18 protein-coding genes are annotated in these 20,395 nt (G+C 52.9%); 12 read left to right on the top strand and 6 right to left on the bottom strand.

The window, feature by feature from the left end; genetic code table 11:
* Positions 1–67 precede the first annotated feature (67 nt).
* The 3 genes from trmL (at position 68) to ACSFXJ_RS18330 (ending at position 1,478) form a co-directional block, all read left to right on the top strand.
* Positions 68–532: a tRNA (uridine(34)/cytosine(34)/5-carboxymethylaminomethyluridine(34)-2'-O)-methyltransferase TrmL gene (trmL, locus tag ACSFXJ_RS18340; protein ID WP_435921858.1), complete on the top strand. Its 465-nt coding sequence runs from the start codon at positions 68–70 to the stop codon at positions 530–532.
* Between the two features lie 32 nt (positions 533–564).
* Positions 565–1,134: a maltose acetyltransferase domain-containing protein gene (locus tag ACSFXJ_RS18335; protein WP_435921857.1), complete on the top strand. Its 570-nt coding sequence runs from the start codon at positions 565–567 to the stop codon at positions 1,132–1,134.
* 98 nt (positions 1,135–1,232) lie between these two features.
* On the top strand, positions 1,233–1,478 hold the full coding sequence (locus ACSFXJ_RS18330; RefSeq protein ID WP_435921856.1) for an AbrB/MazE/SpoVT family DNA-binding domain-containing protein: 246 nt from the start codon (positions 1,233–1,235) through the stop codon (positions 1,476–1,478).
* A 294-nt stretch (positions 1,479–1,772) separates the two neighbouring features.
* Here the strand turns inward: ACSFXJ_RS18330 and ACSFXJ_RS18325 are convergent, their stop codons facing one another.
* Positions 1,773–2,840, bottom strand: coding sequence for a phosphodiester glycosidase family protein (locus ACSFXJ_RS18325; protein ID WP_435921855.1), 1,068 nt, complete (start codon positions 2,838–2,840; stop codon positions 1,773–1,775).
* Positions 2,837–3,241 carry a hypothetical protein gene (locus tag ACSFXJ_RS18320; protein ID WP_435921854.1) on the bottom strand — a complete coding sequence of 135 codons (405 nt, stop codon included), beginning with the start codon at positions 3,239–3,241 and terminating at the stop codon, positions 2,837–2,839. Before ACSFXJ_RS18320 ends, ACSFXJ_RS18325 begins: the two co-directional genes overlap by 4 nt.
* Positions 3,242–3,419: 178 nt before the next feature.
* On the opposite strand from ACSFXJ_RS18320, the gene ACSFXJ_RS18315 reads away from it, so the two are divergent.
* Positions 3,420–3,878 (top strand): hypothetical protein, encoded by a 459-nt coding sequence (locus tag ACSFXJ_RS18315; protein ID WP_435921853.1) that lies wholly within the window; start codon positions 3,420–3,422, stop codon positions 3,876–3,878.
* Positions 3,879–3,881: 3 nt separating this feature from the next.
* Here ACSFXJ_RS18315 and ACSFXJ_RS18310 read toward each other — a convergent pair whose 3' ends face one another.
* Complete coding sequence (locus ACSFXJ_RS18310) at positions 3,882–4,625, bottom strand: DUF2161 family putative PD-(D/E)XK-type phosphodiesterase (RefSeq protein ID WP_435921852.1); 744 nt, start codon at positions 4,623–4,625, stop codon at positions 3,882–3,884.
* Positions 4,626–4,820: 195 nt separating this feature from the next.
* Here ACSFXJ_RS18310 and ACSFXJ_RS18305 point away from each other — a divergent pair, with 195 nt between their 5' ends.
* Both ACSFXJ_RS18305 and wrbA read left to right on the top strand, forming a co-directional pair.
* Positions 4,821–6,716 (top strand): PrkA family serine protein kinase, encoded by a 1,896-nt coding sequence (locus tag ACSFXJ_RS18305; RefSeq protein ID WP_435921851.1) that lies wholly within the window; start codon positions 4,821–4,823, stop codon positions 6,714–6,716.
* A gap of 129 nt (positions 6,717–6,845) precedes the next feature.
* Positions 6,846–7,460 (top strand): NAD(P)H:quinone oxidoreductase, encoded by a 615-nt coding sequence (gene wrbA / locus ACSFXJ_RS18300; protein WP_435925800.1) that lies wholly within the window; start codon positions 6,846–6,848, stop codon positions 7,458–7,460.
* Between the two features lie 571 nt (positions 7,461–8,031).
* Here the strand turns inward: wrbA and ACSFXJ_RS18295 are convergent.
* The 3 genes from ACSFXJ_RS18295 to yhbH form a co-directional block, all read right to left on the bottom strand.
* Positions 8,032–9,369 (bottom strand): arabinan endo-1,5-alpha-L-arabinosidase, encoded by a 1,338-nt coding sequence (locus ACSFXJ_RS18295; protein WP_435921850.1) that lies wholly within the window; start codon positions 9,367–9,369, stop codon positions 8,032–8,034.
* A 409-nt stretch (positions 9,370–9,778) separates the two neighbouring features.
* Positions 9,779–11,224 (bottom strand): SpoVR family protein, encoded by a 1,446-nt coding sequence (locus ACSFXJ_RS18290; protein ID WP_435921849.1) that lies wholly within the window; start codon positions 11,222–11,224, stop codon positions 9,779–9,781.
* On the bottom strand, positions 11,221–12,393 hold the full coding sequence (gene yhbH, locus ACSFXJ_RS18285) for a sporulation protein YhbH (protein ID WP_435921848.1): 1,173 nt from the start codon (positions 12,391–12,393) through the stop codon (positions 11,221–11,223). Before yhbH ends, ACSFXJ_RS18290 begins: the two co-directional genes overlap by 4 nt.
* Positions 12,394–12,586: 193 nt before the next feature.
* On the opposite strand from yhbH, the gene ACSFXJ_RS18280 reads away from it, so the two are divergent.
* The 6 genes from ACSFXJ_RS18280 to narH are packed head-to-tail and all read left to right on the top strand — an operon-like array spanning position 12,587 to position 20,393.
* Positions 12,587–14,122, top strand: coding sequence for a nitrate/nitrite transporter (locus ACSFXJ_RS18280; protein WP_435921847.1), 1,536 nt, complete (start codon positions 12,587–12,589; stop codon positions 14,120–14,122).
* A 23-nt stretch (positions 14,123–14,145) separates the two neighbouring features.
* Entirely contained in the window at positions 14,146–14,595 is a 450-nt protein-coding gene (locus ACSFXJ_RS18275; protein ID WP_435921846.1) for a hypothetical protein, read from the top strand.
* Positions 14,585–14,917 (top strand): hypothetical protein, encoded by a 333-nt coding sequence (locus ACSFXJ_RS18270; protein WP_435921845.1) that lies wholly within the window; start codon positions 14,585–14,587, stop codon positions 14,915–14,917. Before ACSFXJ_RS18275 ends, ACSFXJ_RS18270 begins: the two co-directional genes overlap by 11 nt.
* A 19-nt stretch (positions 14,918–14,936) precedes the next feature.
* On the top strand, positions 14,937–15,224 hold the full coding sequence (locus ACSFXJ_RS18265; protein WP_435921844.1) for a hypothetical protein: 288 nt from the start codon (positions 14,937–14,939) through the stop codon (positions 15,222–15,224).
* Positions 15,221–18,904 carry a nitrate reductase subunit alpha gene (locus tag ACSFXJ_RS18260; protein WP_435921843.1) on the top strand — a complete coding sequence of 1,228 codons (3,684 nt, stop codon included), beginning with the start codon at positions 15,221–15,223 and terminating at the stop codon, positions 18,902–18,904. Before ACSFXJ_RS18265 ends, ACSFXJ_RS18260 begins: the two co-directional genes overlap by 4 nt.
* Positions 18,894–20,393, top strand: a complete 1,500-nt coding sequence (narH, locus tag ACSFXJ_RS18255) for a nitrate reductase subunit beta (RefSeq protein WP_435921842.1) — start codon at positions 18,894–18,896, stop codon at positions 20,391–20,393. The genes ACSFXJ_RS18260 and narH overlap by 11 nt, the downstream gene beginning before the upstream one ends.
* Positions 20,394–20,395 lie beyond the last annotated feature (2 nt).

Below are 20,395 nucleotides of genomic sequence, written 5' to 3'. Positions count from 1 at the left end.
TGCCGTCGGCTGGTATAATATATGAATGTGAGTGGATTTTAAAAAGACATACGGAGTGTGGATCAACATGGCATTGCATATTGTACTCGTGGAACCGGAAATCCCGGCCAATACCGGCAACATAGCACGCACCTGCGCGGCGACGGGCACCCATCTTCATCTGGTCCGCCCGCTTGGCTTTCGAACCGATGACAAAACGATGAAGAGGGCGGGCCTCGATTATTGGTACGCCGTAAATATCGAATACCACGATTCTTTCCGGGAAGTGGAGGAAAAGTACAGCGGCAGCCGGTTCTTTTTTGCGACGACAAAGGCGCAGAAACGGTATACCGATATACAATTCCGGGACGGTGACTTTTTGGTGTTCGGCAAGGAGACAAAAGGACTGGCACCGGAAATTTTGGAGGCTCATCCGGAGACGCTGATGCGGATGCCGATGACGGACAAAGTACGATCGCTGAACTTATCGAATTCCGCGGCGATCATCGTATATGAAGCGCTTCGGCAACTGGATTTCCCGGGCATGGATTAAATACAGACTGATCATTTTGGAGGTAAATTCGGATGTCTCAGAATAAAACGGAAAAACAAAAAATGCTGGCTGGAGAGTGGTACAACGCCGGCGACGAGGTGTTGGTCGCAGAGCGCTTGAGAGCGCGCAAACTGACGCGCTTGTACAATCAAACGCTGGAAGACGAGCATGAGCAAAGGAAATCCATTTTAAAAGATCTGTTCGGCGCAACCGGAGAGCATATTTATATCGAACCGACATTTCGTTGCGATTACGGATCGAACATTTACGTAGGAAATCATTTTTATGCCAATTTCGATTGCGTGATTTTGGACGTTTGCGAAGTTCATATCGGGGACTATTGCTTCATGGCTCCAGGCGTGCATATCTATACGGCTACGCATCCGCTTAACCCGGCTGAACGGAATTCCGGCGCCGAATTCGGCAAGCCGGTCAAGATCGGGAATAACGTGTGGATCGGCGGACGGGCGGTCATTGTTCCCGGCGTGACAATTGGCGATAATGCCGTCATTGCCGCCGGCGCGGTCGTGACGAAAGACGTTCCGGCGGGGGCGATCGTCGGTGGAAATCCGGCCAAAATAATAAAAAACGTCGAGATTTAGCGAATCGGCAGGAATCCTGAATAATATAGCGAATAAGTATCAATAGGTATTTGGTTCTATTTTTACATATCAAATTATTCAGGAGAGGTGTACGTTTTATGAAACCTGCTGGTGTGGTCCGTAAAGTGGACCAGCTGGGGAGAATTGTCTTACCCAAATCATTGCGCAAACGGTATCAAATGAACGAGGGGGACCCTGTGGAGATTCTGGTGCAGGGCGACCATATTATTCTGGAAAGATACCGCCCGAAATGTGTATTTTGCGGTTCCATGGAGCAAGTAAGCGACTTTAAGGAGCGTTTTATTTGCGGCCAATGTTTGCTTGAAATGAGTCGTCTGTCCTAATTTTGAAGATACCTCATCAAGCGGCAACCGCCATTCAGGTCTGAAAATAAATAAGCTTCCCGGAAAGGGAAGCTCATTTATTACAGGCCTTTTGTTTTGTCGTCATTGTAAGACGCGGTCAAAATCCCGCAAAGGAACATAGCAAACACCAAAGCGATAATCCAAAATACGAGCGAAAAAGTCAAGGTGCACACCTCCGCGATTAACTCTTGCCCCTATTATACCCGTCAATCCGGAAAAAATAAATAATATTGTGAATAATATCATAGACAAGAGAGTCCTGGATTTTACCCGCTACTTAAAAAACAGGAAGTGAGTCGGCACCGGCCGCAGCTGGCCATCCGAAGGATGGTTCACGACACGCCCGTTCACAACGAGCGAGGATGATCCGCCTCCATCCAGATTATAGGCGTCCTGAACGCCAAGCTTGAGCAATTTCGCTTGTAGTTCCGCTAAAGTGGCTCCGGAACTGCCATTTTCGTCTCTTCCGTCGATCACCATTACGAGCAGCTGGTCATCCTTGTAATTTCCGATAACCGTACGCGGTGCGCGTAGCGGAGATTGCTGCCATTTTTCGGGAATGGTCGTTTTTGCGCCGTCTTGCAGTAATACGGGAACAAAGGATGCGCCGAACAGTGGTTCCAGCTTGTCCAAATTTGCTTTGTTTTTGAATTTGCCTCCGATCAACTTGCCCGATTTATTTAGGCCGACGAAGAACAAATCTTTGTACGACGGCTCAAATCCCGTTAAATATTCTCCATTTAACACGGTGGTGCTTAACGGGTAACGTTGTCCGCGCGAATCGGCGAACCCCCCGGCATTGATGCCGGCCACGGCCCCATGCCGCTGAACCGCACGCATGGTCGTTTCCGCTCCTCCGAGCTTATCCTTGCCCAACACCATTTTCATGGCATCCGTCGTTTTTAATTTGATCTTCATGGCATAACCTTTATATGTGCCGGGATTGACCTTGTACAGTTCGATCCGGATTTTATCGCTTTGGATCGTTTCGAAAGGCGTACCTAGCTTGCCGACGATTCTCTTGTTATAAATCGTTTCGGGAAGCTTCGCCGATTGCTCCGCCGTCTGGACGATCGCGGACACGGTCGAGGTCGTTTTATGATACAGCTCCGTCGTTTCTTTGATGGACGATGCCGTCAGCTTTGCGGCTTCCTTCGCTTCATCCAGCTGTTTGCCGATCATGCTTGAGGTTTGCGGGATGTTCGTTGCCGGAGCAAACGGTTCGGGTTCCCGGTTCCACGGCATGCTGGTCCCCCCGATCAGGAGGGCGATGATCCATCCGATGAGCGGCCCGGTAGCAAGCAGAAAGAAACGGTTGATTTGTTTTGCAGGAGTCATCATTTTAACAATTCCATCTTCTTCTGCAGTTCGGCGAGCTGTTGTTTGACCTCGTTCAACTGGGTGTACAGCTTGTTGCTGTTGTCCGTTTTCGTGGTGGTATTGTCCTTAGTGAACTCGAGCAGTTCGTTAAAGGCTTCCACCTTGCTCTGGAGATCGCTCACTTGGGTGCCGAGGGCGGTCAATTGCGTCGTGTAGTCCGCTTTCAGGGCATCCGTCCGGGCTTGAAATTTGGCGTCCAGCTGCGTCATCATCGATTCTTTCAAATAATTGTTGTATAAGTAGGCGGAGGCCGTCCCGGCTCCGATCAAAAGTATCCAGATCAGCACAATCCATTTCGGAGAGAGCCTTCCGGGCTTTCGTTTTCGAGTCGTTTCGGCTCCAAGTTCCGATTGTAAAGACATCAGGTTCACCTCTGGGTCGTTATTTCCAGACACCATTCTATCACGGGGAACCTATTATCGCAAAAATCGCTAGAATCCTTCACAAACTATCAATATTCGGAAGTGGCCTACGCGGGATTTGTCCGGAATGTTTGTCCTCGCTTACAATTTTGACAGGAACGAGACGGGAGGGAACGGCATGGAAATTTGGCTTCGGCAGATGATTCAAAGTTTGCCGGAAATGTGGAAGGGGAAGGTCGAGCGGCAAATGCATGAAGGATCCTTGATTTCGTTTGCCGGTTCAGGAGAGAGGGGAGCAGGGACTCCGGGCGAGGAGGGGAAATCCGGGAAGCATAAGCTTGTAGGCGGCCTGCTTTCGGATCGGGCATGGCGAGGGACGGTATGCGTGCCGGATCCCGAAGGCGGTTCGAAATGGCGGGTATCCTTGCCGCAAGGGCTTCCGGCGGAAGCCCTGCTTAAAGCGGCGCTCCTGAACGGAGCGGCGTTTGCGCTAGCGGATCGGCGAGGCCGGGGGAGTGAGCAGCCCACCGAGACGATTGTGCTCGATTACTCGTGCCTTGACGAAGCGGAGATCCGGGAAGGACTCAGGCGGATCGGCGAAGCGTTATCGGAGTTTACCGCCCGCCTTGAGGATTAGTATTTATTCGCGATCCGTGGCCGGAGCGGCAAGCTCCCAGCCTTCCACGACGTTTCGGTAAAGCGCCAGCCCCTCGATGCCTTTCGGGGTTAAAGCGTAGCGGCCGCGCGCAACCCTGTGAAACCAGCCGTAGTAGTTGCGCTGAAGGATGTCGGCGGCGCTGCCGATCCCGCTTCGGTCCCGGACTTCACGCGGCGCCATTTCGGGACCGCCTGTCTGAAGGGCCAGGGCGACGCGGAGCGCCTTTTCCCGATAGGCCGTAACCAGCGGGATTCCATGGCTGCCGCCGACATTGTAGTCGCCGCTTCGCTCATTGAACTCGTACAGCAGCTTGGAGGCCCTTGTTTTTACCACTTTCGGAGAAGGCACGATCACTTTATCGCCAGGGCTGCACAGGATTTCAACAAAGGGACTTTTCGTCTTGAACCGGGTCACCGTAATGAGACCGAGACCAAGCCTGCGGCACAACAAAGTGAGCTCGCTCCAACGCTGGTTATGCGCACCGCGTTTTGCGCGGTTGCGCTCCACGGCAAGATAGACGTCGGGGCTCAGCTTTTGCCGTTCCAATCCTTGCAGCAGCAGGGGAAGGTTGAACGTTTTTTTAATTTCCACGATCAGCGGTTGTTCGCTCCCCTCGCGGACGCCGACCAAATCGCAGTGCCGCACCTCGCTTTTTATCGTATATCCCCGCTCTTCAAAAAACGCTTTTAAAGGCGCATACAGTTCCGTCTCATGCTGTACTGCCATCACGATCTTCCTTTTCACCTGATTTGTCTTATTAAAAAATTATATCATATCCTCCGGTCAACTTATCCGCTCCCTTCGCATAGGTATGTAATACACTTTTTACAAATCATGAGGCATTAACCCAGCGTTTCAGCACCAGGCACAGGAGACGGAGGGAACGGAATACACCAAGCGGAAGTAACGGGAGGTACCTACATGGACATTTTTGAACGGATAGCGGCTTACCGGGCGGAGAGCGATTCGCTTGTCTGGAATGGCACATTCAAGCAATATATCGAGCTGCTCGCCAAAGATCCTGCACCTGCGATGACGGCCCATGCCCGGGTATATGCCATGATCGAGTCTCACGGCGTCGAAGAAGTTAACGGCCGAAAGAGGTATAAATTTTTTGAGCAGGAAATATTCGGGCTTGATCGTGCCATCGAAAAGCTGGTGGAGGAATATTTCCACTCGGCCGCCAGGCGCCTGGATGTACGCAAGCGGATTTTGTTATTGATGGGGCCCGTCAGCGGCGGCAAATCAACACTGGTTACCCTGCTGAAGAGGGGGCTCGAAAAGTTCTCGCGAACGGACAAAGGGGCCGTTTACGCCATCTCCGGCTGCCCTATGCATGAGGATCCGCTTCATTTGGTCCCGCACGATCTTCGGCCCGAGGTAGAAAGAGAGCTTGGCGTCCGGATCGAGGGGAATTTGTGCCCCGTATGCCAGATGAGATTAAAAACGGAATACGGCGGCGATATTGAAAAAGTTGCCGTGGAGCGGGTGCTGCTATCCGAAGACGGACGCGTGGGCATCGGCACTTTCAGTCCGTCCGATCCGAAATCGCAGGATATCGCGGACCTTACGGGCAGCATCGACTTTTCCACCATTACGGAGTACGGCTCCGAATCGGACCCCCGCGCATACCGTTTTGACGGGGAATTGAACAAGGCCAACCGGGGCTTGATGGAGTTTCAGGAAATGCTGAAATGCGACGAGAAATTTTTGTGGAATTTGCTGTCCCTGACCCAGGAAGGCAATTTCAAAGCGGGGAGATTTGCGCTGATCAGCGCGGATGAACTGATCGTTGCCCATACGAACGAATCGGAGTACAAAGCGTTCATTGCCAACAAAAAAAATGAAGCCCTGCAATCCCGGATGATCGTCATGCCCATCCCTTACAACCTCAAAGTGTCGCAGGAGGAGAAAATTTACGCCAAGCTGATCGGGCAAAGCGATATGAGCCATATCCACATCGCCCCGCATGCCTTGCGGTCCGCGGCGATTTTCTCGATATTGACGCGGCTGAAGGAAACGAAAAAGCAGGGCGTCGACCTCGTGAAAAAGATGCGGCTTTACGACGGGGAAGAAGTCGAAGGCTATAAGGATGCGGATTTGAAAGAGCTGCAGAACGAGTATCTGGAGGAAGGCATGTCCGGGGTCGATCCGCGCTATGTCATCAACCGGATTTCGAGCGCTCTGATCAAGCAAGATCTGCATTGCATGGGCGCGCTGGACATATTGCGGGCGATCAAAGACGGACTTGACCAGCACGCGTCGATTACGAAAGAGGAACGGGAGCGTTACCTGAATTTTATCAGCATCGCCCGCAAGGAATATGATGAACTGGCCAAAAAAGAAGTCCAAAAGGCGTTCGTCTACTCGTTTGAAGAATCCGCAAAAACGTTGTTCGAAAACTACCTCGACAATATCGAGGCGTTTTGCAACTGGACCAAAATCCGCGACCCCCTGACGGATGAGGAGCTGGATCCCGACGAGCGGCTGATGCGGTCGATCGAGGAACAGATCGGTATATCGGAAAACGCCAAAAAGGCGTTTCGCGAGGAAATTCTGATCCGCATCTCCGCCTATTCCCGCAAAGGAAGAAAGTTTGAGTACAATCACCACGACCGGCTGCGGGAAGCGATAGAGAAGAAGCTGTTCGCCGACCTTAAGGATATCGTTAAAATAACGACTTCGACGAAGACGCCCGACGAAAATCAGCTTAAACGAATCAACGAGGTCAGCAAGCGTCTGATCGACGAGCACGGATACTGCCCGGTTTGCGCCAATGAACTGCTGCGCTATGTAGGCAGCCTGCTGAACCGGTAACCTATGAAATATATGCCTGGCGATATTCATATCGCCGGGCTTTTTTTGGTGGAACATGGAATCGGGCCGGGGAAAACGGGTTAATAATATAGGAGAATATCGTCGATGGAAAAGGAGAAGGAACAACTCATGGCAGACATCAAGCTTGCAGTCATTTATTACAGTTCTACGGGGACCAATCATCAACTCGCCAAATGGGCGGAAGAAGGGGCGAAGTCGGCGGGGGCCGAAACCAGGCTACTGAAAGTCCAGGAGCTGGCGCCGCAATCGGCGATCAACAGCAATCCGGCATGGAAAGCACACGTGGAGGCGGCAAAGGATGTGCCCGTCGCAACGTTGGACGATCTCGTGTGGGCGGATGCGATTATCTTCAGTACGCCGACCCGATTCGGAAACATCGCTGCCCAGATGAAGCAATTTCTCGACACGTCCGGCGGATTGTGGGCCCAGGGCAAGCTGGTAGACAAAGTGGTCAGCGCCATGTCCAGCGCCAGCAATCCGCACGGAGGGCAGGAGGCGACCATCCTGTCGCTGTATACGACGATGTACCATTGGGGAGCGATTATTGCGGCACCTGGGTATACGGACCCGGTCACGTTTGCGTCGGGCGGCAACCCTTACGGCATGAGCGCAACGGTAGGGCAGGACGGTCAGATCCAGGAAAATTTGCGCGACGGCGTCATATATCAGGCGAAGCGTACCGTCTCCGTCGCGCAATGGGTAAAGAGCGGGAAGTCCAAGTAGTTGGACTCCCCGCCCGGGGGTCAGGTCGGCTCGATTAAGCCGTGCTTGGTTTTGGTTTGGTAAGATAGCGGCTGTTGCCATGAAGGGTTGCACCGGCTGTTGCTATGTAGTTGCTGTTGCCTTGTAACATCCCTTGGTTGGAAAAAATCCAATCAACAGATGGGGAAACAGCAGTTTTAACAGGCTTGATTGGAAAAAATCCAATGAAGCCGTTTTTAGAGCGTCAAATGCTGATTTTCGTTGGATAATTTCCACTCAAGACGATGGGGGAAGCACCACCAAACTCTCTGTGCACCAAACCAACCGCCTCCCCAACCAACCAACTGTCAACGAATTACCTTTCCACTTACCGCCAGCCTATTAACCGTCCACCAGCACGCCATCTACTCAGCACGCCATCTACTCAGCACACGATCTACTCAACACACTGTGCACCAGCAAACTGACCTTCAACAAACTTCCTAATTAATCAAGCTACCGACTACCTCTATGAAACTTTATCTGCTTTCCCTAACAACTTTCTCCTTGCCCGGCTCTTCTTGTATGTCGTTACTTAGATCCACCGGTTGTGTCAGCGTTTTTTACCCCAAACGGCAATGCCGAATTGGTCTTTGCCCGTCAGCGCGAGCGTAGGCTCGTTTCGCTGCCAGTCCCAGGCCGGGGTGACCCGGCAGGTTTCCTCGATATTCCCGTACCTGAGGATAACGGTCGTCTCATCCGCGTATTCCCAGGTTCCCCTTAAGGAGCAGCATTCCAATATCCCGTCTTCTTTCAGAACCATCGGAACGGAGTGGTAAACGCCTTGGGGAATGGCGGGAACGAGCTTGATTCTTTCATAGCTTCCCGCGATCCATGCCTTGCCGATCGGTTGTGTTTTTTCTCCCGCATAGCATTGGGGGACAAGGGCCGGCCATCCGTCGGGAGTCCACAGCATTTTGTAAATATGCATGGTGGCGATTTGCGGCTCGGTAAAATGGTGTTCCCGGATATGGCAGGTCAGATACCATTCTCCGTCGAAATCGCGAAGTACGGAGTTATGTCCCGGTCCCATATACCCTTGTCCGTCAAACCACTGATATCCGCAGGCGATCATATATCCGATTTCGTTCCGATCATCGTTCAAATCGGTCATTTCTCTTCCGTTCGGATCGAGATATGGCCCCAACAGGCTCTTGCTTCGGCCTACCCGGATATTGTAATCGCTGCTTAAGGAACCGTAAGACACAAACAGGTAGTAGTAGCCCGTATCCGGATTATATTTGATATAAGGTCCTTCGATCGAACGGTCCGTCCATGCGGGCCGGCAGGCCAGGCATTTGCCGATGCCTTCTTCGGCGGCAAGTCCTGTCTTTTCATCCAGTTTCAGAATATGGATTCCGCCCCAGAACGACCCGTACACCATATAGTGCTCTCCCGTTTCCTCATCCACGACTAAATTGGCGTCGATCGCGTTGACGGGGGAATCCGGCTCGCTCGTTTTCAGTACGCAGCCTCTAGGAATGAAGGGCCCTTCCGGGGAGTCGGCCACCGCCAAAAAAATCGCGGATTGCCGGACGCCGAATGACGAATTGGAGCAGTACAACCGATACTCGTCACCGACCTTGATGATATCCGGCGCCCAGATGGAGGTTCCGCCCACCCATTCTGCCGACTCCTGCGGCGGGTTGTCCACAATTTTGCCGATCGTTTCCCAGCGAATCAAATCCACGGAACGTCTGGCAATACCGAAAGTGCAATAAGTATAATAATTGCCCGAAACGGGATCTCTGTAGATGGCGGGATCATGAGATCCCCACAAACTCGTCAGGTCGTCTTGCTTGAAGGTTTCGCCCGGCGAGAAAACCGGCTTCGCCGAAGGTATCGGAGGCGCCGACGGAAATTCGATATTGCAATTTTCAAAAGTAGCCATGGTGACTCTATTCCTCCTCATCGCAAAATGAATGTTGTGTGATCATCAGACTCATTGTTAACGGTTACATTAACCCCAATTATAGTGCGTAAATTGGATTAGGTACAGCTTGACCTACACAATAAACGAAGCCCAAAGCCAATTAGCGGGAAAAGCTCCCGTTAATTTCTTGCGAAATCTGCATTTGGTGAAATTAACGTGAAAATCTCCTGCTATTTTCGCCAAATTCGCTCCGCAAGGGATCCATCCGCGAAAATAATCGGAACTTTTCCCGTTGATATAACCTGATCTGGCTTCAAGAGCAAGATTAGGAGGAGGATTTCCGGTTATTTATTCTCGTTAAATCCATTAAAAAATGACGGCGCAGGAATACCCTACACCGTCAACTCATCAGCTTCATCAATTCATATCAAAGAATCTTCCGATAATGTTTCTCCCCGTCATAACTGAACAGCGCGGTTTTATCTTCCACGACGGTTTCCAAATGGACCGTTCTGCCCCAAAGCCGATTTACGTAGGGAAGCGTACGCTCCAGATATTTCAGGTCAAGCTCGATCCCTTCGTACTGGTGTTTGAGCAGCAATTCTCCCGTCCGGTGATAGTCCCCGTCCTTAACGACAATGTAAGGGGATCCGCCGTTGACACGGGAGGCGACCAGCTGATCGCGGATGTTTTCCCAAGCTTTATCGGTGATCTTCCATTCCGGCCCTTGCTTCTCGAAAATGTAAAGATCCAGGTCGCGGACCAGATCCTTGGTCAAATAACTGCGGATAAAAGAGAGATCGGAATCGAGTTCGCGGACTTCAAAAATTTTCTCCCTGCCCTTGCCGGGCTCGCGTCCGAATCGCCGCATTTCTTCTTCCGTCGGATGATCCCAGCGCCGTTCGATGTCCTCGAATATTTTTAGCCCCAGATAATAAGGGTTCAGGCTCTGCCGGGAAGGCTGGACGACGGCGGAGTTCAGTTTGGCAAATTCGACCGTTTCATCGCTGGTCAGATCCAGTTCGCGGAGGATCCGCTGATGCCAGTAGGAAGCCCAGCCTTCGTTCATGATTTTCGTTTCCATTTGCGGCCAGAAGTACAGCATTTCCTCACGAAGCATGCTCATAATGTCCCGCTGCCAGTCTTCGAGAGATTCGGAGTATTCCTGGATGAACCAAACGAGATCTTTCTCGGGCTCGGGAGGAAACAGCCCCGTCTGTTCGGATTTGCCTGCCGCTGAACGGGATGGGTTCCCGGCTGCATCCAAATCCCATAAATCATCGTACGAACCGGCCCGCTGCGGCTCCTGCCGCGCTTCTTTCGCACGGCGCAGCTTTTCTTCCATTTGTCTTCGTTTATCGTAGCGCATCGGCTTGATCAACTGGGGATCCACATGTTCCTGAATGCCGAGCACCGAATCGATGAAGGTTTCGACGGCTTCCGCTCCGTAGATCAGCTCATATTTGCTGATCCGTTCCGCCGTGGCGGACATGCTTTCGACCATATCCCGGTTGGTGGCGGAAAACCGCATATTGTTTTTGAAAAAATCGCAGTGGGCGAGCACATGCGCGACGATCAGCTTGTTTTGGATCAGGGAGTTGCCTTCCAGAAGGAAGGCGTAGCACGGATTCGAGTTAATGACGAGCTCGTAGATTTTGCTGAGTCCGAAGTCGTATTGCATTTTCATCTTATTGAAAATCTTTCCGAAGCTCCAGTGAGAAAAGCGGGTAGGCATCCCATAGGCCCCGAACGTGTAGATGATATCCGCGGGACAAATCTCGTAGCGCATCGGATAATAATCGAGCCCGAAGCCGTCCGCGATTTCCATAATTTCCGCAATGGCGTATTCCAGCTTTGCGAGTTCGCTTGTCACGACCGAGCCCCCTCTTCCCGTTTGTGGAAAAACCGTTTCAGCGCATTGTACACTTCCCCTTTTTCCTTGATGACGTAATACATAAACCGGTCTTGTTTTAAATTCCGGTAGGCCGACATCAGCGTGCTGCCCCGGTTATACTGATTCACTTCGCCATAGCCGAATATGTTGCACCGCTCCAGCAACTCGCCGATCAGCCGGATGCAGCGCTCATTGTCGGAGGTCAAATTGTCCCCGTCGGAAAAGTGGAAGGGGTAAATATTATAGCTGGAAGGCGGATAACGCTCATCGATAATTTCCAGCGCCTTTTGATAGACAGAGGAGCAGATCGTGCCGCCGCTTTCCCCGCGGGTAAAGAAATCCTGCTCGCTGACCTCCTTGGCTTCCGTATGATGAGCGAGAAATACGATCTCCACCTTTTCATACTGCTTTCTCAGAAAACGAGTCATCCAAAAAAAGAAGCTGCGGGCGCAATACTTTTCGAAGGCCCCCATACTCCCGCTCGTATCCATCATGGCGATAATCACGGCGCTCGCTTTCGGTACGCGCACATCCTCCCACGTTTTATAGCGGAGATCGTCGGGAGAAATGCCGTGAATACCGGGGACCCCTGCGGTCGCATTGCGCCGGAGGTTTTCGAGAATGGTCCGTTTTTTGTCGATGTTGGACATCAAACCCTTTTTGCGGATGTCGTTGAACCGGAACGAGACGGTTTCCACTTCTTGTTTGTCCTTATCTTTAATGAATGGAAGTTCGAGTTCGTCGAACAGCAATTCTTCCAATTCCTCGATGCTGACTTCCGCCTCCACATAATCCGTACCGGGTTGGTCTCCGGCTTTTCCTCCTTTTCCGGGACCCGGCTCCCTCGGGCTATCCTGAGCGAGCACATCTCCGACTTCGCTATCCCCGTCGCCCTGGCCGACATGCTTCTGTTTTTGAAAATTATAAATAAAGCGGTACTCCTCCAGATTTCGGAGAGGAACCTTGATGATCTGTTTACCGTCCGACATGATGATGTTCTCCTCGGTGACCAGGTCCGGAAGATTCTGCTTGATGACTTCCCGCACTTTTTCCTGGTGGCGCTGCTGATCCTGATAGCCTTTGCGGTGCAGCGACCAGTCCTCTTTCGATACGATGAACATACCTTTATTCGAATCGGATGTCGTCATTGATAAGCACCTCCCCAAATGGCTTGCTAGGGCAATAAAGAGCGGTTTGTAACTAAAGTATATTCACGCGGAGTCCTGATATGTGATCGAAGTATATCCGATTTCCGCTTGGCCAAAATAGGAATTATCTGGTTAGCCGGGCGTTGTAATGGGTATGGTAAAAAAAGGACGATTATCAGGGGGGAGTCTTCGGATGGTAAAAAAAGCTCAGCTTCCGCTTCAGACGCTAAGTCTTGTCGTATCTTTCATGGCTTGGGTGCTGCTGTCTTCATTAATCGCCTATATCGTCGTCGATATTCCGCTCTCGCCCGGACAGAGGGCTTGGGTGACCGCCGTGCCGGTTATCCTGGGCTCTTTATTGCGTATTCCGGCTGGCTTTATGACGAACCGGTTCGGTGCAAGAACGATGTTTACGGTAAGCTTGATCATACTGCTTGCGCCGGTGCTCTATCTGAGCTATGCCGACTCGCTGGCCGATCTGCTGATCAGCGGCTTTTTTCTGGGAATCGGCGGGGCGACGTTTTCGATCGGGGTTACTTCGATTCCGAAGTACTATCCGAAGGAAAAGCACGGGACCGTGAACGGGATTTTCGGGATGGGCAATATCGGGACGGCGGTTGCCACCTTCGGGGCTCCGATGTTGGCGGACGCGATCGGATGGGCAGGGGCTCTGAGGGCTTTTCTCGTTCTTCTCGGGCTGTTTGCCCTGTTGAACCTTCTTTTTGGCGACAAAGGAGAGCCGAGGATCAAGGTTTCCGCCGTCGACCAATTCAAAAAGGTATACAAAAACGATAAATTGTGGTTTTTCAGTTTGTTTTATTTCATCACATTCGGCTCCTTCGTCGCCTTTACGGTTTATTTACCAGGCTTCCTGGTCAGTTATTTCGAGCTCAGTAAAGTCGACGCCGGCCTGAGAACCGCAGGGTTCATCGCACTTGCGACCTTTCTCCGCCCGATTGGCGGGATTCTCTCGGACAAGGCAAATCCGTTCGTCGTGCTCATCGGGGTATTTGCGGGACTTACCGTTTCCGGCGTACTTCTGTCCTTTGGACTGACGATGCCGCTGTTTACGCTGGGCTGTCTTCTCGTCGCGGTTTGCGCAGGAATCGGGAATGGCGCCGTATTCAAGCTTGTGCCGATGTATTTTTCCAAACAAGCGGGGATTGCCAACGGCATCGTATCCGCCGCCGGCGGACTTGGCGGATTTTTTCCTCCACTGCTCCTCACCTTGTTATTTGAATGGACGGGCCATTACGCGATCGGTTTTATGGCTTTATCCGAAGCTTCGCTGGCCAGTTTGATTCTGGTGCTGTGGGTATTCTTCGGCAACAAGCTGAAGCTGTCCTCGGACATTATTCAATCCTCGGCCGATGCCGTCATGGTGACGGACGTGAACGGCGTCATCCTGACGGTGAATGAGGCGTTCACCAAAGTAACCGGCTACTCCAGGGAAGAGGTGATCGGCAAAAATCCGAACGTGCTAAGCTCCGGGTACCATGACCGGGACTTTTACGATTTTTTTTGGAGGACCTTGCAAACTACCGGGAAATGGCAGGGTGAAATCGTTAACCGTAAGGCCGACGGAAGAGTATTCAAGGAATGGCTTTCTGTGGCGGCCATCAAGGACGAGCAGGATCAGGTAAAGCATTATGCAGCGATTTTCAGCGATTTGTCGGAAGCGGATTCGCGGCTCGACCCCGGAAAGGACCCATCTGAATCTATTCACTAAAAACGGGAAAGGAAGTGCCCCCTATGCCGCATAAATCAGGACCGGCATTGAGACACGTGGACAGCCATTCTTCCATACATGAGGCCGCGCTGGAAGAAGCGAAGGAATTGACGGAGCTTCTGGAAAGAAGCGTCAGGCAGGGTGAAATGGAAAAGGCTCTGGAGCTCGGTTACATTATCGTCGAACATTGGGAGGCCCGCACGTTGCAGCACGCTTTAAGCGAAGAGGAAGGGCTATATATGGATGCGCTGGAGCTCAAGCCTGAGCTTGCGCCGGTCATCATTTCACTGACAAGGGATCATAATCTGATGCGAAAGCTTGTCCTTGAGATTAAGGATCTGCTCGACCAAGGGGTTGTGTCGGAGAAGCTGGTCCAAAGCTTTTACGCATTGATCGTGATCGATGAACTGCATAACGAGGACGAAATGGAGATGCTCGAAAAGGAAGTGGAGGGCTTGCGCCATGCTCAATAACGCTTATTCACTGGCCGGCATGCTGCCGGACAAGCCGCTCCGGCTCATGGAGCCAAAGCTGTACGGGTTGCTGGTAAAAGAGTTGGAACGCCTGCATTTGCATCCTTATGATGTTAAAGCAAGCGCCAGATGCGATGAACGGGGTTTCACGATTCTGCTGCGGTTTGGCGATGATCTCGGCAAATTGTCGAGCCGAACGTTCTCCCTTGAAGATTTGGAAGCCGGGGACGGACAGGTCGCCGAATTTTTCCGTGAGACGGCGAATACGATGCAGCGAACATTGATCGCGGATTACTACAAGATGATGAAATCCGAATACTGACGAAAGAAGGCGAATGAAGATGAATCAGGCGAAGATGGGTGGTTTTGTCTTGCAGGATCAGGAAGATTTGCTCGCGCTTTTGGACATGCGTTTCGGGGCGGTTCCAGCCCTAATTCATGATCGGATCAGGCGGATTTCGGAGCTGGATCGTTTGCAGCGGCTGATTATCGCGGCTTGCAACGCAGCGGACTGGAGTATTTTTATCGAAGAGCTGGAAGCGGGAGAAGAGAGCTTCAAGCTGACCGGGGAGCGGTTTAATCCGATGGCGGGAGAATCCGGAATGCCGGGGAAGGGAGTGTCTTTATGAGCGACAACCGGAACAAGCTGCTGGAAGCGCTGAAGTATTTGCAGCGCGGCAAAACGATCAATGACGGCTGGACCGAAGAAAGTCCGAGAACCAGAGATTGGGAAGGTTTGTACCGCGGCCGTTGGCAGCATGACAAAGTGGTGAGATCGACGCACGGGGTCAACTGCACGGGCTCTTGCAGCTGGAACGTGTTCGTCAAAGACGGCATCATCACCTGGGAAACCCAGAAGACTGATTATCCGACAACGGGGGCGAACTTCCCCGAGTACGAACCGCGGGGGTGTCCGCGGGGAGCCAGCTTCTCTTGGTATACCTACAGTCCGGTCAGGGTGAAGTATCCGTATATTCGCGGCGATCTGGTCGAAATGTGGCGCGAAGAGATGGCCGCGGTGCATGACCCCGTGATGGCATGGGAAAATATCGTCGGCAATCCGTCGAAACGCGAACGGTATGTCAAGGCTCGGGGCAAGGGCGGATTCGTAAGGGCGGACTGGGACGAAGCCTGCCAGATGATCGCGGCGGCCACGATTCATACGATCCGCAAGTACGGCCCGGACCGGGTCGTCGGCTTCAGCCCGATTCCGGCGATGTCCATGGTCAGCTATTCCGCCGGCACCCGGTTTCTGTCCTTGATCGGCGGCACGATCCTCAGTTTTTATGACTGGTATGCCGACTTGCCGCCTGCTTCCCCACAAATCTGGGGCGATCAAACGGACGTTCCTGAAAGCGGCGACTGGTATAACACGAAATATTTCATTATCTGGGGTACGAATATCCCGCAAACGAGGTCTCCCGATGCGCATTTCATGGTCGAGGCCAGATATAACGGAACGAAGGTCGTCGGTGTCAGCCCCGATTATTCCGAATACGAAAAATTCGCCGACATCTGGCTCCCGGCCCGGGCCGGGACCGACGGCGCCCTTGCCATGGCGATGACCCATGTCATCTTGAAAGAATTTTATGTGGACCGGCAGGTGCCGTATTTTATCGATTACGTTAAAAAATTTACCGACCTTCCGTTCCTCGTCATGTTGAAGGAGGAGGGAGGAATGATGAAATCGGATCGTTTCCTACGTGCTTCCGATCTCGGGGACACCAGGGAATTGGCGGAGTGGAAGACCGTCGTTTGGGATGCGGCAACGGGAATGCCGGAAATTCCTAACGGCAGCCAAGGGTTCCGCTGGGATCAGGACAAACGATGGAATCTGGATCTGGAACGGGCGGACGGGACTGTCATCGACCCGCAGCTGTCCTTCATATCGGATTCGGACGAAATCGCGCTGGTGGATTTTCCGTATTTCGCGGAAAAAGAAGGAGAAACCGTGCGCCGGGGAGTCCCTGTCAAGCATCTGAAGGGTGCGGACGGCGGTACCGTCAAGGTCGTCACAGTGTATGACCTGATGATGGCTCACGTCGGCGTCAACAGAAATTTGACGGGGGATTATCCCGCGGATTACGACGACGGTAAGCCGTATACTCCTGCCTGGCAGGAAGCGATCACCGGCGTGAAAAAAGCGCACTGCATCCAGGTGGCCAGGGAATTTGCCGACAATGCGGCCCGTACCGGTGGGAAATCGATGATCGCGATGGGTGGAGGCACGAACCATTGGTACCATAGCGACCAGATTTACCGTGCCATTCTCAATCTTGTGCTGCTAACCGGGTCCCAGGGCGTCAACGGCGGAGGATGGGCGCACTACGTAGGCCAGGAAAAGGTCCGTCCGCTGGAGGGCTGGCAGCAAATCGCCTTTGCCGGGGACTGGATCCGGCCGCCGCGGCTGCAGAACGGAACCTCGTTTTTCTATTTCGCCACCGAACAGTTCCGCTATGAAGCGAGAGTCGACGAAGAACAGGCTACCCCTTGGGGTGGCCAGTACAGCAAGATGCATCCGGCCGATGTCAACGCCCTCGCGGCCAGACTCGGTTGGCTTCCTTCATTCCCTCAGTTCACCCAGAATTCCATTGATCTGGCGAGAGCGGTTCGGGAAAAAGGCTTTACGGACGATCAGGAAGCCGTGCGGGAAGTGGCCAGAATGGTGAAGGACGGAGAAATCGACTTTGCGATCGAGCATCCGAACGACCCGGATAATTTTCCGCGCGTATTTTTTAACTGGCGTTCCAACCTGCTCGGCGACAGCGGCAAAGGCCACGAGTATTTTGCCAAGCACCTGCTTGGAGCGGATAACCAGGTGCTTACGGACACGAGCCATTCCTGGCAGCCGGAGCAAGTCCAAACGGACGAAATTCCCCCGGAAGGGAAGACGGATTTATTTGTTGCGATGGATTTCCGCATGACGAGCAGCGGACTTTTCTCGGACATCGTGCTTCCGGCGGCCACCTGGTACGAAAAATACGATTTAAGCAGCACGGACCTTCATCCGTTCATCCATCCGTTCAACGCGGCGATCGAACCGCCTTGGCAGTCGAAGAGCGACTGGGACGCCTTCCGCGAAATCGCCAAGACGTTCTCCGAGCTTGCCGAGAAGCACCTTCCGGCCTGCGAAGACGTCATGATGACCCCGCTCGGGCATGACAGCCCGGACGAAGTCGCCCAGGTTCACGGGAAGATCAAGGACTGGCGCAAGGGAGAGGTTGAAGCGATTCCCGGAAAAACGATGCCGCATTTCATGTTCGTAAAACGGGATTATCCGAATGTGTACGGCAAAATGATCACGATCGGTCCGAACATTAAGAAGGGCTACGGAGCCAAGGGAGTAAAAATCCCCGGCGAAAAAGTGTACGGCCAGCTGGAGGCCCGGCTCGGACTTTCGAAGCGGGAAGGAATCGGCAAAGGCCAGCCGGATCTTTATTACGACAAGCAGGCGATCGAAGCGATCCTGCTGATGTCGGGAGCGACAAATGGGGAACGCGCTGTCGAAGGATGGCGCTCAATGGAAGAGAAGACCGGCAAAAGCCTGACGCACATCGCGGAGCCGCGGGAAGAGGACGCTTTTACGCTTCTCGATATTACCGCCCAGCCCCGTCAGGCCATTTCAGCCGCGGTATGGAGCGGACTCGAGAAGGACAATAGGCGTTATTCCCCGTTTACGCTGAACTTGGAATACGGCATTCCATGGCGGACGGTAACCGGACGCCAATCCTTTTATCTGGATCACGAGATGATGCTCGATTTCGGGGAAGGGTTGCCGATTTATTTGCCGCCGCTTATGCATGTTCCGTTCCTTAAAGGAGAGAAGGAAGTGCCGGAAAACGGGAAATCGCTGACGATCCGCTATCTGACCCCGCATCAGAAATGGGGCATCCATACGATGTTCACCGATACGAACCAGATGTCCACCTTGTTCCGGGGTTGGCAGGTCGTCTGGCTGAACGAGAAGGATGCCGCATCGATCGGCGTCAAGGATAACGACTGGATCGAGGTGTATAACCGCAACGGCGTCGTCGCAGCCAGGGCGGTGCTGACTTACCGGATTCCCCAAGGGATTGCCTACATGTATCATGCGCAGGACCGCACCTTGGGCGTTCCCGGGACGACCATCACCAAACAGCGCGGGGGAACGCATAACAGCGTTACGCGGATTACGATGAAGCCCACGCATATGATCGGCGGATATTCCCAGCTGAGCTACGGATTCAACTATTACGGACCGACCGGAAACCAAAGGGACACGTTGACGATTATCCGGCCGCTGAAGGAGGTGGATTGGCTTGAGGATTAAAGCGCAAGTCGCGATGGTGATGAACCTGGATAAATGTATCGGCTGCCACACCTGTTCCGTAACCTGCAAGAATACCTGGACCAATCGCCCGGGAACCGAGTACATGTGGTACAACAACGTGGAAACGAGACCGGGGCCCGGATACCCGAAGGAATGGGAGGACGTCAAAAGGTATAAAGGAGGTTGGGTGCTGCGGAACGGGAAGCTTGCGCTGCGCGCGGGGGGACCCATCACGAAGCTGGCAAACATTTTCTACAATCCGAACATGGCGTCCCTCGACGATTTTTACGAGCCGTGGACCTATGATTATGATAACCTGATCCACAGTCCCAAAAGAAAGCATCTTCCGGTTGGCCGTCCGGTATCGCTCATCACGGGCGAATATATGGACAAGCCGGAATGGGGACCCAACTGGGACGACGATTTGGCCGGCGGGAGCGAGGTCGTTCCTTTGGACCCTAACGTGAAGAAGCTGCAGGAACATATCGCGATGGAGTACGAAAAGACGTTTATGATGTATCTCCCGCGGATTTGCGAGCACTGCCTGAATCCTTCCTGCGTTGCCTCCTGTCCTTCGGGAGCGCTGTACAAACGGGAAGAAGACGGAATCGTCCTCGTAGATCAGGAAGCCTGCCGCGGCTGGCGCTTCTGCATGAACGGCTGCCCGTACCATAAAGTGTATTACAACTGGAATACCCATAAAGCGGAAAAATGCAATTTTTGCTACCCGCGGACCGAGGCGGGAATGGCTACCATTTGCTCCGAAACTTGCGTAGGCCGAATCCGTTATATCGGCGTCGTCTTTTACGATGCCGACCGGGTAAAGGCGGCAGCCTCGGTAGAGGATCCGCAAAAATTGTACGAATCCCAGCTGTCGGTATTCCTCGACCCTAATGATCCGGAAGTCGTCAAGGAAGCGCGCAGAGCGGGAATCAACGATTCCTGGATCGACGCGGCCCAGCGTTCCCCGATTTACAAGCTGGCGATGAAATGGAAGGTTGCCTTGCCGCTTCATCCGGAATACCGGACGCTCCCGATGGTATGGTACGTGCCTCCGCTCAGCCCGATCATGAACCATATCGAGGAGGACGGTTTGCGGCCGGACCATTATATTCCCGCCGTGGATCAAATGCGGATTCCGATGGAATATCTCGCTTCGCTGCTTACGGCGGGAGACACGTCCGTCATTCGGCGCGTACTGCTGAAAATGACGGCGATGCGCGTCCATATGCGCGGCCGCGCCGTCGGGATCGAAGACGAGTTAAAGCATAGCCACCTTTTGGAAGAGGCCGGAATTACCGTGGATGAAATAGAGGAAATGGCCCGTTTGTTCGCGGTGGCCAAATACAACGAGCGGTTTGTCATTCCGACAGGCCGGAGAGAGATGGACGGGGAGGAAAAATTACACTATAAGCAGGGGGCGTGCAGCATAGAATCGATTACGCCTTCCTCGGCGGTCATGTCGCATCTTTTTGCACGGGAGGAATAGGG

The organism is Paenibacillus salivarius (assembly GCF_051307165.1).
Lineage (GTDB): Bacteria > Bacillota > Bacilli > Paenibacillales > Paenibacillaceae > Fontibacillus.
The sequence above is the reverse complement of the archived record's forward strand: the minus strand, read 5'-3'. Positions and strand labels throughout refer to the sequence as shown.

Bases quoted from the DNA above. Each gene is read 5' to 3' on its own strand.
- ACSFXJ_RS18260 (WP_435921843.1), top strand. From the start codon at position 15,221: ATGAGCGACAACCGGAACAAGCTGCTGGAAGCGCTGAAGTATTTGCAG.
- wrbA (WP_435925800.1), top strand. From the start codon at position 6,846: ATGGCAGACATCAAGCTTGCAGTCATTTATTACAGTTCTACGGGGACC.
- ACSFXJ_RS18320 (WP_435921854.1), bottom strand. From the start codon at position 3,241: ATGTCTTTACAATCGGAACTTGGAGCCGAAACGACTCGAAAACGAAAG.
- ACSFXJ_RS18295 (WP_435921850.1), bottom strand. From the start codon at position 9,369: ATGGCTACTTTTGAAAATTGCAATATCGAATTTCCGTCGGCGCCTCCG.
- ACSFXJ_RS18335 (WP_435921857.1), top strand. From the start codon at position 565: ATGTCTCAGAATAAAACGGAAAAACAAAAAATGCTGGCTGGAGAGTGG.
- ACSFXJ_RS18325 (WP_435921855.1), bottom strand. From the start codon at position 2,840: ATGATGACTCCTGCAAAACAAATCAACCGTTTCTTTCTGCTTGCTACC.
- ACSFXJ_RS18310 (WP_435921852.1), bottom strand. From the start codon at position 4,625: ATGGCAGTACAGCATGAGACGGAACTGTATGCGCCTTTAAAAGCGTTT.
- ACSFXJ_RS18330 (WP_435921856.1), top strand. From the start codon at position 1,233: ATGAAACCTGCTGGTGTGGTCCGTAAAGTGGACCAGCTGGGGAGAATT.
- ACSFXJ_RS18275 (WP_435921846.1), top strand. From the start codon at position 14,146: ATGCCGCATAAATCAGGACCGGCATTGAGACACGTGGACAGCCATTCT.
- ACSFXJ_RS18270 (WP_435921845.1), top strand. From the start codon at position 14,585: ATGCTCAATAACGCTTATTCACTGGCCGGCATGCTGCCGGACAAGCCG.
- yhbH (WP_435921848.1), bottom strand. From the start codon at position 12,393: ATGACGACATCCGATTCGAATAAAGGTATGTTCATCGTATCGAAAGAG.
- ACSFXJ_RS18305 (WP_435921851.1), top strand. From the start codon at position 4,821: ATGGACATTTTTGAACGGATAGCGGCTTACCGGGCGGAGAGCGATTCG.
- trmL (WP_435921858.1), top strand. From the start codon at position 68: ATGGCATTGCATATTGTACTCGTGGAACCGGAAATCCCGGCCAATACC.
- ACSFXJ_RS18265 (WP_435921844.1), top strand. From the start codon at position 14,937: ATGAATCAGGCGAAGATGGGTGGTTTTGTCTTGCAGGATCAGGAAGAT.
- ACSFXJ_RS18315 (WP_435921853.1), top strand. From the start codon at position 3,420: ATGGAAATTTGGCTTCGGCAGATGATTCAAAGTTTGCCGGAAATGTGG.
- ACSFXJ_RS18280 (WP_435921847.1), top strand. From the start codon at position 12,587: ATGGTAAAAAAAGCTCAGCTTCCGCTTCAGACGCTAAGTCTTGTCGTA.